The organism is Methylocella sp. CPCC 101449 (genome assembly GCF_031921685.1).
GTDB lineage: Bacteria > Pseudomonadota > Alphaproteobacteria > Rhizobiales > Beijerinckiaceae > Terripilifer.
Map to the genome: position 1 here is coordinate 167,307 of NZ_JAPDHU010000004.1, position 15,327 is coordinate 182,633.

At 62.8% G+C, this 15,327-nt stretch carries 16 protein-coding genes; 7 read left to right on the forward strand and 9 right to left on the reverse strand.

All coding sequences use genetic code 11. From position 1 onward, the window contains the following. Positions 1–200: 200 nt before the first annotated feature. Complete coding sequence (locus tag OIM99_RS25440; protein WP_311853324.1) at positions 201–824, forward strand: GNAT family N-acetyltransferase; 624 nt, start codon at positions 201–203, stop codon at positions 822–824. Here OIM99_RS25440 and OIM99_RS25445 read toward each other — a convergent pair. Then, positions 821–1,774 (reverse strand): MBL fold metallo-hydrolase, encoded by a 954-nt coding sequence (locus OIM99_RS25445; protein ID WP_311853325.1) that lies wholly within the window; start codon positions 1,772–1,774, stop codon positions 821–823. The two genes, OIM99_RS25440 and OIM99_RS25445, sit on opposite strands and share 4 nt — an antisense overlap. After that, positions 1,771–2,253: a MarR family winged helix-turn-helix transcriptional regulator gene (locus OIM99_RS25450; RefSeq protein ID WP_311853326.1), complete on the reverse strand. Its 483-nt coding sequence runs from the start codon at positions 2,251–2,253 to the stop codon at positions 1,771–1,773. The genes OIM99_RS25445 and OIM99_RS25450 overlap by 4 nt, the downstream gene beginning before the upstream one ends. Positions 2,254–2,328: 75 nt before the next feature. Between OIM99_RS25450 and hmgA the strand changes: the two genes are divergently transcribed. The 3 genes from hmgA to OIM99_RS25465 are packed head-to-tail and all read left to right on the forward strand — an operon-like array spanning position 2,329 to position 5,496. Beyond that, positions 2,329–3,642, forward strand: coding sequence for a homogentisate 1,2-dioxygenase (gene hmgA / locus OIM99_RS25455; protein WP_311853327.1), 1,314 nt, complete (start codon positions 2,329–2,331; stop codon positions 3,640–3,642). A gap of 23 nt (positions 3,643–3,665) precedes the next feature. Then, complete coding sequence (locus OIM99_RS25460; protein WP_311853328.1) at positions 3,666–5,267, forward strand: FAD-dependent oxidoreductase; 1,602 nt, start codon at positions 3,666–3,668, stop codon at positions 5,265–5,267. Between the two features lie 7 nt (positions 5,268–5,274). Further along, a complete protein-coding gene (locus OIM99_RS25465) occupies positions 5,275–5,496 on the forward strand; it encodes a DUF2783 domain-containing protein (RefSeq protein WP_311853329.1) in 222 nt (73 codons plus the stop codon). 12 nt (positions 5,497–5,508) lie between these two features. On the opposite strand, the gene OIM99_RS25470 is transcribed toward OIM99_RS25465, so the two are convergent. Together OIM99_RS25470 and OIM99_RS25475 are read right to left on the reverse strand one after the other, a co-directional pair. Beyond that, positions 5,509–5,769: an exodeoxyribonuclease VII small subunit gene (locus OIM99_RS25470; RefSeq protein ID WP_311853737.1), complete on the reverse strand. Its 261-nt coding sequence runs from the start codon at positions 5,767–5,769 to the stop codon at positions 5,509–5,511. A 23-nt stretch (positions 5,770–5,792) separates the two neighbouring features. Beyond that, positions 5,793–8,594 carry a DUF2339 domain-containing protein gene (locus OIM99_RS25475; RefSeq protein WP_311853330.1) on the reverse strand — a complete coding sequence of 934 codons (2,802 nt, stop codon included), beginning with the start codon at positions 8,592–8,594 and terminating at the stop codon, positions 5,793–5,795. Between the two features lie 188 nt (positions 8,595–8,782). Here OIM99_RS25475 and OIM99_RS25480 point away from each other — a divergent pair, with 188 nt between their 5' ends. Further along, positions 8,783–9,721, forward strand: a complete 939-nt coding sequence (locus OIM99_RS25480) for a DnaJ C-terminal domain-containing protein (protein ID WP_311853331.1) — start codon at positions 8,783–8,785, stop codon at positions 9,719–9,721. A gap of 54 nt (positions 9,722–9,775) precedes the next feature. Here the strand turns inward: OIM99_RS25480 and OIM99_RS25485 are convergent, their stop codons facing one another. The 3 genes from OIM99_RS25485 to OIM99_RS25495 form a co-directional block, all read right to left on the reverse strand. Then, on the reverse strand, positions 9,776–11,440 hold the full coding sequence (locus OIM99_RS25485) for an L-lactate permease (RefSeq protein ID WP_311853332.1): 1,665 nt from the start codon (positions 11,438–11,440) through the stop codon (positions 9,776–9,778). A 75-nt stretch (positions 11,441–11,515) separates the two neighbouring features. Further along, positions 11,516–12,004: a zf-HC2 domain-containing protein gene (locus OIM99_RS25490; RefSeq protein WP_311853333.1), complete on the reverse strand. Its 489-nt coding sequence runs from the start codon at positions 12,002–12,004 to the stop codon at positions 11,516–11,518. A 16-nt stretch (positions 12,005–12,020) separates the two neighbouring features. Continuing rightward, positions 12,021–12,515: a hypothetical protein gene (locus tag OIM99_RS25495; RefSeq protein ID WP_311853334.1), complete on the reverse strand. Its 495-nt coding sequence runs from the start codon at positions 12,513–12,515 to the stop codon at positions 12,021–12,023. A gap of 352 nt (positions 12,516–12,867) precedes the next feature. Between OIM99_RS25495 and fabI the strand changes: the two genes are divergently transcribed. Together fabI and OIM99_RS25505 are read left to right on the forward strand one after the other, a co-directional pair. Further along, positions 12,868–13,689 carry an enoyl-ACP reductase FabI gene (gene fabI, locus OIM99_RS25500; protein WP_311853335.1) on the forward strand — a complete coding sequence of 274 codons (822 nt, stop codon included), beginning with the start codon at positions 12,868–12,870 and terminating at the stop codon, positions 13,687–13,689. An 80-nt stretch (positions 13,690–13,769) separates the two neighbouring features. Further along, the gene (locus OIM99_RS25505; protein WP_311853336.1) at positions 13,770–14,366 is read left to right on the forward strand and encodes a histidine phosphatase family protein; all 597 of its coding nucleotides are present in this window, start codon (positions 13,770–13,772) and stop codon (positions 14,364–14,366) included. Here OIM99_RS25505 and OIM99_RS25510 read toward each other — a convergent pair. Continuing rightward, positions 14,353–14,745, reverse strand: a complete 393-nt coding sequence (locus OIM99_RS25510; protein WP_311853337.1) for a DUF1801 domain-containing protein — start codon at positions 14,743–14,745, stop codon at positions 14,353–14,355. The genes OIM99_RS25505 and OIM99_RS25510 overlap by 14 nt on opposite strands. A gap of 14 nt (positions 14,746–14,759) precedes the next feature. Then, a complete protein-coding gene (locus OIM99_RS25515) occupies positions 14,760–15,293 on the reverse strand; it encodes a MarR family transcriptional regulator (protein ID WP_311853338.1) in 534 nt (177 codons plus the stop codon). Positions 15,294–15,327: the final 34 nt, after the last annotated feature.

Genomic DNA, 15,327 nt, shown 5'->3' on the forward strand with positions numbered 1-15,327 from the left:
CAAAGGGCGATGCTGGGCAGCAGGCGGGAAGGTCTTCTGGGCGTATCCAAGTCCCTAGCTGAAAGATGATTGGCTTGACGAATGATTTGACCGAGGGGACGACATGTCAATCGTCGGCTCGATTACATTTTCGTTAGACTGGGTAGCGATAGGAGTTCTACACAATGGTGATGGCACGATGGCGATAGATTGCGTCTTTCATGCGGCCGCTGACAAATGTCGCAGCCGGCCTTAGTTTGCTCGACATGTCACAGCCGTCACTCTCCCATACGATCAGAACCGCCACTGTGGCGGACGCTGTACCGCTTGCCGAGCTGCATATCGCCTGTTGGCGTGAGACCTATCCTGGACTTATGCCGGAAGCGGTGTTGAACAGGCTTTCGCTTCCCGATCGGACGCAGCGTTGGCAGGCGATCCTAGGCCACCCGGACGTTTACAATGGCGCTGTAGTTTTCCTGATCGAATGCGAAGGGCGGCTCGTCGGGTTCGGTTCTTATGGCGATCAGCGGGCCCCCGATCTGTTGGCAAATGGCTTCAGCGGCGAGATCACGGCGCTCTATCTCTTGCGTGCGGCGCAGAAGCAGGGTCTGGGCCGCGCCTTGATGGCGACTTTGGCGAGGGGGCTCATCGCACGTGGACATCGTGCCGCGAACCTATGGGTGCTGCGTGAGAACGTCCAGGCGCGTGGCTTCTATGAGAGGCTGGGAGGCGAAGTGGTGGGCGAGAAAGAAGACGAGCGCGACGGAGCCGTCCTGATCGAACTGGCCTATGGCTGGCGCAACTTGCTTGCCCTCAGCCTGTCCAATCAATCTGCTATGCGCTAACCCTGCAGCGCCGCCCACATCTCGCGGTCGCGTTCCGCCGTCCAGATCACCGGATCGTTGATGCCCGAGGCTTCATCAAAAGCACGCGAGACGTTGAAGGGCAGGCAGTGTTCATAGATGGCGAACTGGCCGAAGCGCTGGTCCATGGCCGCGCGCGTCGCCGCCATGGTTTCCTTCAGGCTGCGGCCCTTGGCGACGGAGATTTCCGCCGCGCCATAGAGAGCATTGATGAAATCTCGCGTCATCGCCAGCGCTTCGCGCACCGTACCGCGCCCTTTCAGGGCGTCGCCGCGACCCGGCACGATCGCTTCCGGCGCGAATTCGGCTATGGCGTTCAGGGTTTGAGGCCACGCCCGCAGATGCGCGTCGCCGCAATAGCAGGCCGAGTGATATTCGACGAGATCGCCGGAGAACATCGCCTTCGCATCGGGCACCCAGGCGACGATATCGCCTGACGTATGACCGGCGCCGAGATGCATCAGGCGCACCTCACGCTTGCCGAGCCACACCGACATAGTGTTCTGGAACGTGACATTCGGCCAGGTCAGGCCGGGAATGCTCTGCGCATCCTGAAACAGACGAGGAAAGCGGCCGTATTCGGAATCCCAATCCTGCTGGCCGCGTTCGACGATCAGCCGCCGCGTTTCGTTCGAGGCGACGATGGTTGCATCGTTGTAGGCCGATGCGCCCAGAACGCGCACGGCATGATAATGCGACAGCACCACATAACGGATCGGCTTGTCGGTGACCTGCCGCACGTGCTCGATCACCTGATGCGCCATGCCGGGGGTTGCCTGTGCGTCGATCACCATGCAGCAGTCGTCGCCGACGATGATGCCGGAATTCGGATCACCCTCTGCGGTATAGGCATAGAGTCCGGCGCCGATCTCACCAAACGTCACCTTCTTGGCGGCCATGTCGCCGGTGGAAGCGAAAGCTTTGCCGCTCATTCTGCGTCTCCATTGATCTTGTCGTTGATGGCGAGCGCCTCTTCGTCTGCGCGATGCAGCAGCACCGTCAAGGCCCTGTCAAGGGCGGCGATTTCGGCTTTCGGCAGATCGCGCAGCAATTTGCGTTCGTAATCGAGTGCCATCGGCACGATGGCGGCATAAATGTCGTCGCCGCGTCGCGCGAGCCTGAGAAAAGCTTCGCGCCGGTCGCCGCTGTTCTCGCGCCGCAGAATGATGTTGCGCTCCAACAATGTCGCCACCGCACGGGACACCATGGTCTTGTTCATGCGCGCGTGCGCGGCGATGTCGCGCGCCGTCATTTCCTGATGCTCGCCGAGCGCCGAAATCACCCGCCATTCCGGCACGGTAATGCCGAATTCGTGTGAATAGCGCGTCGCCAGGCCCTCGGAGACCGCCTGCATGGTGATGCTCAGCCGGTAGGGCAGAAATTGCGACAAAATGAGACGACGGGCAGCCATGACGTATTCCTGTTGACGAAATTAGTTTCATATGCAACTGATTTTGGCAACCTAGAAATTCACGGGGAGAGGATCATGAGCCTCCGTTATATGTCCGGCTTCGGCAATTCCTTCGAGACAGAAGCGCTACCGGGCGCTTTGCCTGTCGGCCGCAATTCACCGCAGAAATGCCCCTATGGCCTTTATGCCGAACAGATTTCCGGTACGGCCTTCACCGCCCCCCATGGCGAGAACCAGCGCTCCTGGGTCTATCGCATCCGCCCCAGCGTCAAACATTCCGGCCGCTACGAACAGATCGACAAAGGCTTGCTGCGCTCGGCGCCCGCCGCGCGCGAGGAGAGCACTTTGCCGATCGGTCAGTTGCGCTGGGGGCCGGTGCCGCTGCCCGATACGCCCCAGACTTTCGTCGAAGGTTTGCGGACGATGACGACAGCCGGTGACAGCGATACGCGCGCCGGCATGGCCGCCCATCTGGCGTTGGTGACGAAATCGATGGAGCGCGAATATTTCTTCAATGCCGACGGTGAAATGCTGTTTGTCGCCCAGGAGAAATCCCTGCGTCTCGCCACCGAATTCGGCGTGATCGAGATCGAGCCCGGTGAAATCTGCGTCATCCCGCGCGGCATCATTTTCCGGGTCGAACTGATCAATGGTCCGGCGCGCGCCTACATCTGCGAGAACTATGGCGGCGCTTTCACGTTGCCGCCGCGCGGTCCGATCGGAGCCAACTGCCTTGCCAATGCGCGCGACTTTCTGAGCCCTGTCGCCGCTTATGAGGATCGCGAGGAAGATGCGACGCTTTATCTGAAATGGGGCGGCGAACTCTACCGCACCAAGATCGGTCAATCGCCGCTCGATATCGTCGCCTGGCACGGCAACTACGCGCCGTATAAATACGATCTGCGCCGCTTCGCGACGATCGGTTCGATTTCCTTCGACCATCCCGATCCGTCGATCTTCACGGTTCTGACCGCGCCGTCGGAAAGCCCCGGCACGGCCAATGTCGATTTCGTCATTTTCCCCGAGCGTTGGCTGGTGATGGAAAACACGTTTCGGCCGCCCTGGTATCACCGCAACATCATGTCGGAATTCATGGGCCTGATTTACGGCGTCTATGACGCCAAGCCCGAAGGTTTCGTGCCCGGTGGCATCAGCCTGCACAATTGCATGCTGCCGCACGGACCCGATGATACGGCATTCGAACATGCCACCCAAAATGAACTGAAGCCGGTGAAGCTCACCGGCACCATGGCCTTCATGTTCGAGACCCGTTATCCGCAGCGCCTGACCAAGTTTGCCTCGGAACTCTCGACCTTGGACAAAACCTATATTGACTGCTGGCACGGGCTGAAGAAACATTTCGATCCGTCGAAGCCGACGCCCAAGTAACGCTGAAACAACAGGGGAGGGAGATGGCAACACACACTGGAACCACTCCCGACCATCGCACGCTCTATCAGTTCGGCTACCGCCGCTCGCCCGATCAGGATGCGGCGGAACCAGCCCGTTATCCGGTGGTGATCGTCGGCGCCGGGCCTGTCGGGCTCGCGGCCGCCATCGATCTCACCCTGCGCGGCATCAAAGTGGTGCTGCTCGACGATGCCGATCGCATCGGCGAAGGCTCGCGCGGCATTTGTTATGCCAAGCGCACCTTGGAAGTGCTCGGTCGCCTCGGTGTGGCGCCGCCTTGTCTCGACAAGGGCGTGGTGTGGAAGGTCGGCAAGGTCTTCTTCAAGGACGCGCAGGTCTGGCAATTCGATCTTCTGCCCGAGGACGGCCATGCCATGCCAGCCTTCATCAACCTGCAGCAATATTATCTCGAACATTTTCTCGTCAAACGGGCGATCGCTCTCGGTGTCGATCTGCGTTGGCGCAACAAAGTCGTCGGCATCGAACAGGGTAATGATGGCGCCACCGTGCGGGTGATGACACCGGAAGGCGAATACCGTTTATCGGGCGCCTGGGTGATCGCCGCTGACGGGCCGCGCTCGACCTTGCGCGGGCTTCTCGGTCTCGAATGGCGCGGCGAGATTTTCGAGGATCGGTTTCTGATCGCCGATGTGAAGATGAGCGGAGACTTTCCGCCGGAGCGTTGGTTCTGGTTCGAGCCGCCTTTTCACGGCGGTCATTCGGCTCTGCTGCATAAGCAGCCCGACGATGTCTGGCGCATCGATCTGCAACTCGGTCCCGAGGCCGATCCAGCGGAGGAGCAGCGGCCGGAAAAAGTCGTGCCGCGTCTCAAACAGATGCTCGGTCACGACCGTTTCGAACTGGAATGGGTGTCGCTCTATTCCTTCCAGTGCCGGCGCATCGATCGCTTCGTGCATGGCCGCGTGGTCTTTGCCGGCGACAGCGCCCATCAGGTCTCGCCCTTCGGCGCGCGCGGCGCCAATTCCGGCATTCAGGATGCGGAAAACCTCGCCTGGAAGCTGGCGACGGTGCTCAATGGCGAGGCGCCCGAGGCGCTCATCGAGACCTATCACGCCGAGCGTTCGCAGGCGGCCGATGAAAACATCCGCCATTCGACCCGCTCGACCGATTTCATCGCACCCCGCAGCCCGCAGGAAGTGCGTTTCCGCGATGCCACTTTGGCTTTGGCCCGCAGCGCGCCGTTCGCGCAGCGCATGATCAATTCGGGACGCTTATCCATCGCCACCGTGCATGACACGTCGCTCTCAACACCCGATGTCGATCGCTGGAACGGCACCGCACAGCTCGGTGCGCCGGCACCCGATGCGCCGGTTGAGGACGCGCAGGGTAAGCCGATTTGGTTTCTCGATCTGCTCGGCAGCGCGGAAACCTTGGTGGCTTTTGGCGCCGTGCAACAGGTGGAATGTCGTCTGCTGCTAGAAGGCCGGGATTTTCACGATCGTCGCGGCCTGCTGCGCCGCCGGCTCGATGCAAGCGACGGCGCTGCCTTCCTCTTCCGTCCGGATCAACATCTGACGGCGCGCTGGCGCCAGCCCGAGGCAACCGACATCGCCGCGGCGCGCCGGCGCCTGCGAGGCCATTGAGGGCGTCATGACTGATCTGAAAATAGACAGCCGTTTCACCGATCCTGACAGCGCCTATCGCCTGCTCATCGATGCGCATCGCGGCCTGAGCGACGAAGACAGTGCGGCGCTCAACTCGGCTTTGATTCTCATCCTTGCCAATCACATCGGCGACAGCGCCATGCTGGCGCAAGCGATCGCGCTTGCCAAAACAACGCTGAAAGCCGGCGAGCGCAAAGCGCCCGCCTAGATCTTGCGGGGATTACCGCTCGACGTCGAGCGGCTCTGAGCCCTTCGGCTTGCCGTCATTGCCGAGCGAGATTTTCTCGATGCGTGCTTCGGCGCTCTTCAGCAGTGCTTCGCAATGTCCTTTAAGCTTCTCGCCGCGCTCGTAGAGTTCGATCGACTTGTCGAGCGACACCTGTCCGCTTTCGAGTTGCGACACGATGGATTCGAGTTCCTTCAGCGCGTCTTCGAACGGCAGTTTCGCAATATCGTCTTGGGCCACGTCCTTACCTTTCAGGATTCGTCATTGCGATCAGTCTATCACGGGGCGGCGCCCGGAAGACGATCGGAGGGGGGATTTTCTGGGCGGGGCGCCGGCCGCGCGAACACCAGTTTCTGGTACACGAGGCCAATGCCGATCAGCACTGCGCCCAGGCCAATGAAACTCAGCGCGCGCAGGATGCCTTCCAGGCCCGCAAGATCGAAAATGAACACTTTCAGCACGCTGACGGCGACGAACACCGCTGACGCGAGCCGCGCTTCGCGCGAGCCGCGCAGCAGACCCCAGGCCAAGAGCACGACGCCGAAGGCCAGCCATACCGCCGAATAGGCATAGAATTCGGCGCCGCTCGTGTTGCGCAGCAGGCCGAGATAGGGCCCCTGGAACAACCGCCGGGTTTCCAGCGTCAGATAGCCGAAAGTGAGCAGGATGGCGACGATACGTGCCGTGGTCACATACCAGGCTGGCCGCACGCCATTGGCGACGAGCGACAGGATGAAGGCGAGAACCGCCGGCAGAAGATAAGCGATCAGCAGCGCGTTGAAGATCGCGCCGCCCTCGACCGGCTGCCAGGAGAAGTAAGGATTGGCGAAGCCGCCCAGGCCGATCACCGCATAGGCGAAGGAAAGCACGCCAAAGCCGAGCGAGGCGAAGCGGAAGACGACGGACGACCGCGCCGCATCGAGTTTCGTCAGCACGATGGCGAAGGAGAAGGCGGCCACTGCATGCAGGCCTTGCTCGATCGTCGGCGCGGAATCCGCGAAAGCATCACCCCCGTTGATGAGATGACGGATCTCGAAAAATACGAGGAAGGCGGCGAAGAGAATGGTCAAAGCCTGGGCGACGCGCACCGGCGTGTCCTCGCCGCCATGGCGGCGCATCAGCCGAGCCGCGTAGCCAAAGGCCAGGGCCGGCGCGCCATAGCCATAGAGCAGCCAGTTGAAGATCGGCGTCGTGCCGGGCTGCGCGATGACACGCGGTTCCCACGCGAGCCGTGCGGCGATGATCACGCCGAGCCCGGCGACGCACCAGCGCAGCGCTGGAATCTCAAGCTTCACACCGACATAAGCGGCGCCTAGCGCGGCGGCGGCCAAAGCGACGACGAGCGCGCCGCCTTCGAGCGCGAAGGTGAAACCGAGCGCCAGCGCGGCGATGGCCGCCGAGGCGAAAATGCCGGTAGCGAAGCGGGCGTTCGGCGTTTCATCCGTACGGCTTTCGAGATCGCGGAATTTGGTGGCAGCACCGACGAAGATCAGCGCCAGCGCGGCGGCACTCGCAGCGAATGCAAAACTGCGCGTGCCTTCGGCGATGCGCATCCAGGCGACGATCAGCACGGCGAGTGGCGTCAGCGCCGCCGTCGCGCTGTAGATCGAGAGCGTCACCACTGGCATGCGCCGCGCGATCAGCATGCGCCAGCCGCCGAGTGCCAGAAGGCCCAGGGCTGCGACGATGCTGAAACCGACGAAGAGATTGGGTTCGACCGGGCCGACGAAGAAGTCGGCGGCGAAATCGGGCAGGGTGGCGCGGGCGTCCGGTGTGATGGTCGCCGGCCACAGACGGGCGGTCGCGATCGCCAAGAGGCCGGCGGCCGCGAAAACCACGGCGGCCGGCGCAACGAGAAAGCCCGTCGCCGCCAGGACCGCAACGGCGAGAGCGGCGAACAGCACCCAGCCATTGCCGAATTGTCCGGCGAAACTGCCTTCCATCAAAGTGCCGATGGCGAGCAGGCCGAACACCACAGGCGCCGCGACGGCAATGAGATCGGGGCGGGCGTCTTCCTCGCTGGTCGTGCGTGACGGATCCCAGGCGAGGAAATAGCCGGCCAGTGCCATCTGGATGATGATGTGGATCATCGTCGCCGGGAAGAATTGGCCGGCGCTGCTGCCGCCGATCTGGCTGGCGAAGACGAGTCCCCACAACACGGCGCCGACGGCGGCCGCGATGGCGAGCCAGAGCCACAGGCGCAGCCGCGCCAAGCCATAGGCCACGGCGGTGAGCACCGCGAGATAGAGCACCACCGGCCAGGGATTGGGATTGTCGCTGTCGACGAGGAGCGGCGCGACGAAGGCGCCGACCAGACCGAGCCCGGCGAGCGAGGGACCATGCAGGGCGGAGGCGAACATGCAGGCGACGCCGACCACGCCCAGGGCGATGAAGGCGGGGGCCGGACCGATGAAGCCATAGAGCGCATGGGCGGCATAGATCGCGCCGAAGGCGGCAACGGTGCCGGCGGCCGTCAGCATGGCCGGGATGCTGGGCTTGGTGAAACTGGAAACGGTGGCTTCCGCCGGTGGTTCGCGCCGGCGCAGCACTTCGCCGGCGACGATCAGCGCGGCGGCGAGGATGAGCCCGAAGGCCACCCGGGCTGCCGGTCCAAACAGTCCGGCTTCGATGGAATAGCGCACCAAGAGCAGGGCGCCGAGCGCCAAAGCGAGACCGCCGACCCATACGGTCCAGCGGGTGCCGAAACTTTCTTCGAGGCTGCGGGACGGCCGGGCAGGGGCCGGCGGGGCGGTTCCAGTTTCGACCGGCGCGGCCGGCGGCGGAGCAGCCTCGGCCAGGGTCTCGATCGGCTCGGCCACCTCGGCCGCAGCCGGCGGGGGCGCGGCGACCTCGACCGGTTCGGCCGGCGTCGCAGGCAGGGCCTCGGTCGCAGCCGTGGCCGGGCGTCCCTCGGCCGGGGCTTCCTCGAAGCGCCGCAGCCGGTATTCGAGCCGGCGAACGGTCTGTTCGAGGTCGCTGACGCGGCTGCGCGCCCCCAGCGTCAGGAAAAAGGTGACCGGACCGAGCACGACCAGGATCAGGGCGGCGAGGCCGAGCACAACAAAAAAGGAATCGTCCATCCGTTCCGGCTCCGAAGGCCGGCAAGCATTGCCCAGACGGCCCGATATCGCAAGAAAACGGCTGGAATTGACGGAAACGGCCCACAACTTGCTAGTTTGGCTTGCAATCGGCCAGTCCCGCCCCCAAATCATCGACGAGACAAAGGTGGCCGCGCCATTCATGGGCGGTGCCGGAACGGGCTCTTTGAATGCGTGATCCTTATTTAGTTTTAGGGGTGTCGAAATCCGCCTCGGCGGACGATATCAAGAAGGCGTTTCGGCGCCTGGCGAAGAAATATCACCCCGATCAGAACAAATCCGATCCCAAGGCTCAGGAGAAATTCGCCGAGGCCAATCAGGCCTATGAGATCCTTGGCGACGAGAAGAAGCGCGCCAGCTTCGATCGCGGCGAGATCGATGCCGACGGTAAGCCGCGCGGTTTTGAAGGCTTCGGTGGCGGGTTCAACCCGGGCACCGGGCGTCGCCACACCTCCTCCGATGGTTCGCAGCATTTCGAATATGAATTTGGCGGTGCCGGCGGACGTGCCGGCTTCGATCCGTCCGATCTGTTCAGCGACATTTTCGGCGCCGGCCGGCGTGGCCGTGGCGGCCCGGTGCGTCGTGGCGAGGACATCAGCGCCGTTGTCACCGTCTCGCTCGGCGAAGCGGTGCGCGGCGGTGAAGTGCGGGTCGCGCTGCCGACCGGCCGCATGGTCGATGTGAAAGTGCCGGCGGGCGTCGAGCCTGGCCAGCAGATTCGCCTGAAGGGCCAAGGCGGCCCCGCGCCCTTCGGCGGCGAGCCGGGCGATATTCTGTTGACCTTGCAGATCGCGCCGCATCCGCAATTCAAGGTCGATGGCCGAGACATCCGTCTCGACCTGCCGCTGACGATCTATGAAGCAGTGTTGGGCGCCACCGTAGAAGTGCCGACGCTGACCGGGGCGGTGGAACTCAGAATTCCGCCGAACAGCAATTCCGGCCGCACCATGCGCCTGCGCGGCAAGGGTCTTCCCGAACAGGGTGGCAAGCCGCTCGGCGATCTTCTGGTCACGTTGAAGATCGTTCTGCCGGAGACGCCTGATCCGGATCTGGAAGCGACCGCCCGCAAGATGCAGTCCGAGCGGCCCTATAATCCGCGCAAGGCGTAAAGCGCCAAATTGTCGATGGACAACGAAGGCCGGGTTTACCCGGCCTTTTTTCGTTCAATGCAGCACCATGGCCGTGAACGGATAGACATAGGCCTGCAGGGTGACGAAGAGACCGACGAGGCTGGCCAGAATGATGGAATGCCAGAATACGTAACGCAGGATCGTGCCCTCGTGGCCATACCAATTGGTGGCGGTGGAGGCGACGACGATGGATTGCGCGTCGATCATCTTGCCCATCACGCCGCCTGAGGAATTGGCGGCCGCCATCAGCACCGGTGAAAGCCCCAATTGCTCCGACGTGATCTTTTGCAGATTGCCGAACAGGACATTGGAAGATGTATCGGAGCCGGTGAGCGCCACGCCCAACCAGCCAAGCAAAGTGCCGAAGAAGGGATAGAGCACGCCGGTGGCCGCGAAGGCGAGGCCGAGTGTCGCGTCCAGCCCCGACAGCCGCGTCAATGTCCCGATCGCCAGCATGGCCGAAATGGTGATCAGCGAAACGGCGCAGACTTTCAGCGTGCGGCCGTATTCGGCGATGAGCTTGGCCGGCGAGAACCCCATCAGCAGGCCGGAGACGATGGCGGCCAGCAGCATGCCCGTCCCGGTGAAGGAGAGATAGGTGAAGGCGAAGACCGCGCCTTCCGGCGTCGGCTTGGGTACGACCGGCGCCACCTTGTTGATCAGGTTGTGCAGCTCGGGAACCGCGTAATTCCAGGTGAAGATCGTATTCGCCCAAGTCTTGAACGCACCGTTGCCCCAGATCAGCATGACCACGCAGACCAGGATCCACGGCAGCAAGGCGCTCCACAATTGTTGCTGTGTCAGTTGCGGTTTATCGGCCAATGTTCCTGGCTTGGCCAGGGCCGCCGATTCATCCTTGCCGCGCAGTGCTGGCGAGAGCCAGATCTCCCGTGGTTGCCAAACCTTCAGGAACAGAATGAGACAGCCCATCGAGATCAACGACGCGCCGATGTCGACGATCCATGGGTTGATATAGTTGGAGATCACATATTGCGGGATGGCGAAGGAAACGCCGGTGACGAGGATGGCGGGCCAAACGGCCATCATGCCGCGCCAGCCGGCGAAAGCGCCAACCACCCAGAACGGCACGATCAGGGAAAACACCGGCAATTGCCGCCCGACCATCGCGCCGAGCACGTAAGGATCAAGCCCCGTCACCGAAGAGAGGCCTTGGATCGGCGTGCCGAGCGCGCCGAAGGCGACGGGCGCCGTATTGGCGATCAGCGACAGGCCCGAGGCGGCAAGTGGTGAAAAGCCGAGGCCGATGAGAATAGCGCCGGTGATCGCCACCGGCGTTCCAAACCCCGAGGCACCTTCGAAGAAAGCCCCGAAGGAAAAAGCGATCAGCAGGAGCTGCAGCCGTCGGTCTTCGGTGACGCCGCCGATCGCCCGTTGCAGCAGTTCGAAACGGCCGCTCTCCACCGTGATGCGGTAGAGATAGATGACGTTGAGCACGATCCAGCCGATCGGGAAGAAACCCGTGATCACGCCCAGGAGCGAGGCGCGTACCGACATATTGGCCGGCATGGTGAAGACGAAGATCGCGACCAGGTTGGCGACGATCAAGGCGATCACGGCCGCGATATGGGCTTTGACCTTGCCGCTGGCGATCAGGACGAGAAGGGTGACCGCCGGTAGAGCCGCGGCGATCGTCGAGAGAGTCTCGTTGTTCAGCGGATTATAGGTTTGGTTCCACATGTCGTTGCCCTCCAACGACTCGTAGCTATAGGGTGGAACTTCTACCTATTCGGGCGCGAGATCAAGACGGCGCGCTCAGCGCGTGCTGTCGCTCGATCGTTCCGGCGCCGTCGTCTGCTGCGGGCTGCGTTGCTCGTCGATGAGCTTCAGGCCGACGAACATTGCCGCCGCGCCGACCAGGAAGGCGCAGACGGCGACGACCAGCATCTGGCGCTGGGTCGAAGTGGGGGTGGCGGCCGCCTTGGTCAGCGGCAAGTCGCGGATCGGTTCGTCGCCGCGCTGGTTCTCGGCGCCCGAGACGCGCATGGCCGGCCGGCGCTCGCGCGGAAAAACCTTTTGATCGAGCGAACGGGCGAGGGGGCCAATCGGGCCGGCGCCTTCACGAATCGCCGGCGCAAAAGCGGCGCGCAGGGCTTCCTCGCGCTGGCGCCAGCGTGCCAGCCGCTGCGCATCGCCGGGCGAGGAGCGCAGGTGTTCGCGCAGCAGCGCCCGCCGCGACGGTTCGGTTTCGCCGTCGAGAAAGGCGCTCAGTTCCGCCGCGCTGACCAGTTTGCTGGAAAACATGACTGTCCCACTGGCCTCACTTCACGATGCGTAAATGGCCGGGCGGTGTCCCGCGGGCCGAGCCGCTGGCGGCCCGGCGTCCGGCTTCCTCAAAAAATTCGTCCAGCCGGATGCGCGCCTGGGCCACTCGCGTCGCCAGAACGTCGTAGGGCACGCGCATCACCGCAGCGGCGTCGGCATAACCGAATTCCTCCAGGGCGACGAGGAGATAGGCGGCGCGTTCCTCGAAGCGCAGGGCCGTCAGGGCGACGGTCATATCCGCATCCTCGGTCGGTTCGGCCGGCACCGGCTCGGTCGCGGCGGCTTTATGGGCCGCGCGGGCCTTGTCGATCATGTGCTGGAAAAGGCAGATGCGGATGTCGGATCGGCCGGCGGTATCGTCGGCGGTCAGGGCTGCCTCGATCGTCAGCCGCACGATTTCATCGGCCGTTTCGGCCTCCGAACCGGCGTAGAGTGCCCGCGCGAACCGGCGCAACCGCCCCGTCAATCGTTCCACCACGCTGCGCTTCACTTTGGCGTCTTCCCTGTCTAGCCGCCTATCCGTCTTCGGAGTTTATGCCGAACATGGGCGTCGGGTCACGTCCTTTAAAGGGCCTTCAACCGCTATACCGCCGCAGGCCCGTTTCATGGGAAATTTAACGGTCACAACAGCCATTCGCAGGCGGCATGGCTTCATTTCGCCATTAATCCCTGGGTGGTTGGAGGGTGGTCCACATATTTCAGCCCACACCGGACGAAACCGGGCGGTATTCACACCTTGGTCTGCTTGCCTTGGCTTCTTTGAACAATTAAACGCCACAGTGAGGGTAGCGGCCGCCATTTATGGAGTTCGGCCATCCATCGGAGCGAGTCTCGAGGCGAATATGGCACAGGAATCGGGCATTCTTGCCGGCAAGCGCGGCCTTGTCATGGGCGTCGCCAACAACCGGTCGATTGCCTGGGGCATCGCCAAGGCTGCCCATGATCAGGGCGCGCAACTGGCTTTCACCTATCAGGGCGAAGCGCTGGAAAAGCGCGTCCGGCCGCTGGCTGAAAACCTCGGCGCTTTCGTCGCCGGCCATTGCGACGTCACCGACGAAGCCTCGATGGACGCGGTGTTCGCCGCCATCGAAAAGGAATGGGGCGGCCTCGATTTCGTCGTCCATTGCATCGCCTTTTCCGACAAGGACGAACTCACCGGCCGCTACGTTGATACGACGGCGGGCAATTTCTCCAAGTCGCTGCAGATCTCCTGCTATTCGTTCACGGCCGTGGCGCAGCGCGCCGAGAAGCTGATGAAGGACGGCGGTTCGCTGCTGACCTTGACCTACTACGGCGCCGAAAAGTGGATGCCGCATTACAACGTCATGGGCGTTGCCAAGGCGGCTCTGGAAGCCAGCGTTCGCTATCTCGCCGCCGACCTCGGCGAGAAGAACATTCGTGTCAACGCCATCTCGGCCGGCCCGATCAAGACGCTCGCTGCTTCCGGTATCGGCGACTTCCGCTACATCCTCAAGTGGAACGAATATAACGCGCCGTTGCGTCGCACGGTGACGATCGAGGAAGTGGGCGAGACGGCGGCTTTCCTGCTGTCGCCCATGGGCCGTGGCATCACCGGCGAGATTCTCCATGTCGATGCCGGCTATCATGTCGTCGGCATGAAGAACCCGACCGCGCCCGACATCACCGTCGCCAGCAAGGAGTGAGGCCAAGGCCTCACTTGTCCGCCAGCGCCCGACAAGCAAATTGTGTTTCGATGGAAACACGATTGCTTTAAGCGACGGACATGGCGCCTCAACGACTCATCTTCATCCGCCACGGAGAAACCGACTGGAACGCCGAAGGGCGTTTGCAGGGGCGCCAGGATATTGTCCTCAATGCCAGGGGCGAATATCAGGCCGCCAACGCCGGCCGCAAACTGCTGTCCCTGCTCGGGCCGCAGCGCGTCGCCGATCCGGCCTTGCCCTATATTTCCTCGCCGCTCGTTCGCGCCCGCCGCACCATGGAAATCGCCCGGGCGACCATCGGGCTTGATCCCGCAGCCTATGACCTCGACGAAGGCCTGGTCGAATTGAGCTTCGGCGCCTGGGAGGGGAAGACCTGGCCTCAGGTCCGCCAGATCGAATTGCAGGCCGCCTTGGCGCGCGAAGCCGACAAATGGAACACCCTGCCGCCGGAGGGCGAAAGCTACGCCATGTTGACCGAGCGCATGCGGCCTTGGCTGGACGCTCACGCAGGGGATTGCGTGGTCGTCTCGCACGGCGGCGTGGCGCGCGCGCTGATGGTGATTCTCGCCGGCCTCGCTCCGGAGCGCGCGGCCGTCACCGACATCTGGCAGGGGCGGTTGCTCGTGTTCGAGAACGGACGCTTCATTTGGATTTGACCGCGGTTTTCTTGCGCGGCAGCTCGGCCATCTCTTCGGCGCGGAATGCCGCTAGGCATTTGATCAGATCCAGCGGCACGCCTTTCTTGAAGGCAAAGCGGATCGTGCCTTTCTCGACCTCGTAAGGCGCAAGTTCATCGCGGAAGGCGGCAACGAGTTTATCAGTCACCGGATAAAGCGAGACGTGCTGTTTCCAGCCGGCGAAGAAGAGTGCGGCGCGGCCGTGCAGCTTGTAGGCAGGGATCTGATAGGAGATGACTTCTTGCGCGTCCGGCATGGCCTCGCGGATCAAGCGCCGCATGTCACGCAAGAGGGCTTGTGACGTTTCAGGTTGCGCGGCGATATAGGCGTCGACGTCGGTATAATCGGTCTTGGCCATAATCGCTATTCTCCTTAATCTCCCTGCGCTGCAGCCATTTTCTGTGTATTGGCTTCCAGGCTAATGAGGACTTTCTCGAAGATGTCGATGTCGCTCGGCGCGATGTCTTTTAGGGCTTGGCGCAAATAGAGGCGGCGGCGCTCCGAAACTTCGGCCACCAGTTTTTCGCCAGCTGGCGTGAGAATGACGCGGGTGAGACGGTTGTCGTCCGCATCGGTCCTTCGCACGACCAGCTTGCCGCGTTCCAGCAGTTTCACCGAGCGGGTAATGGCGGCCGGATCGACCTGATGCGCATCCTTGAGCTGCTTCTGCGTGCAATCGGGATTGTGCGCGAGAAACGACAGGATGCGCCATTGCGCGATATGGACGCCCGTCATCCGTTCGAACACACTCGTCGTTAGATTGCTGACCCGCAGCATGCGCGCCAGCGCCATCGTGCTCTCGTGGTAGAGCGCGGTATCGTCTTGAGCGGTCTGAGGGGAAAGCGTTCGCTGCTTCATCGGCGAACCATGGCGCGATTCGCCCGATAGAACCACGATCTCATGCATGATCTCATTTTTCGCCTCCGCCTGTCGGCCTCTT

Coding starts and splice junctions, on each gene's coding strand:
- OIM99_RS25440 (WP_311853324.1), top strand. CDS start 201: ATGCGGCCGCTGACAAATGTCGCAGCCGGCCTTAGTTTGCTCGACATG.
- OIM99_RS25445 (WP_311853325.1), bottom strand. CDS start 1,774: ATGAGCGGCAAAGCTTTCGCTTCCACCGGCGACATGGCCGCCAAGAAG.
- OIM99_RS25450 (WP_311853326.1), bottom strand. CDS start 2,253: ATGGCTGCCCGTCGTCTCATTTTGTCGCAATTTCTGCCCTACCGGCTG.
- hmgA (WP_311853327.1), top strand. CDS start 2,329: ATGAGCCTCCGTTATATGTCCGGCTTCGGCAATTCCTTCGAGACAGAA.
- OIM99_RS25460 (WP_311853328.1), top strand. CDS start 3,666: ATGGCAACACACACTGGAACCACTCCCGACCATCGCACGCTCTATCAG.
- OIM99_RS25465 (WP_311853329.1), top strand. CDS start 5,275: ATGACTGATCTGAAAATAGACAGCCGTTTCACCGATCCTGACAGCGCC.
- OIM99_RS25475 (WP_311853330.1), bottom strand. CDS start 8,594: ATGGACGATTCCTTTTTTGTTGTGCTCGGCCTCGCCGCCCTGATCCTG.
- OIM99_RS25480 (WP_311853331.1), top strand. CDS start 8,783: ATGCGTGATCCTTATTTAGTTTTAGGGGTGTCGAAATCCGCCTCGGCG.
- OIM99_RS25485 (WP_311853332.1), bottom strand. CDS start 11,440: ATGTGGAACCAAACCTATAATCCGCTGAACAACGAGACTCTCTCGACG.
- OIM99_RS25490 (WP_311853333.1), bottom strand. CDS start 12,004: ATGTTTTCCAGCAAACTGGTCAGCGCGGCGGAACTGAGCGCCTTTCTC.
- fabI (WP_311853335.1), top strand. CDS start 12,868: ATGGCACAGGAATCGGGCATTCTTGCCGGCAAGCGCGGCCTTGTCATG.
- OIM99_RS25505 (WP_311853336.1), top strand. CDS start 13,770: ATGGCGCCTCAACGACTCATCTTCATCCGCCACGGAGAAACCGACTGG.
- OIM99_RS25510 (WP_311853337.1), bottom strand. CDS start 14,745: ATGGCCAAGACCGATTATACCGACGTCGACGCCTATATCGCCGCGCAA.
- OIM99_RS25515 (WP_311853338.1), bottom strand. CDS start 15,293: ATGCATGAGATCGTGGTTCTATCGGGCGAATCGCGCCATGGTTCGCCG.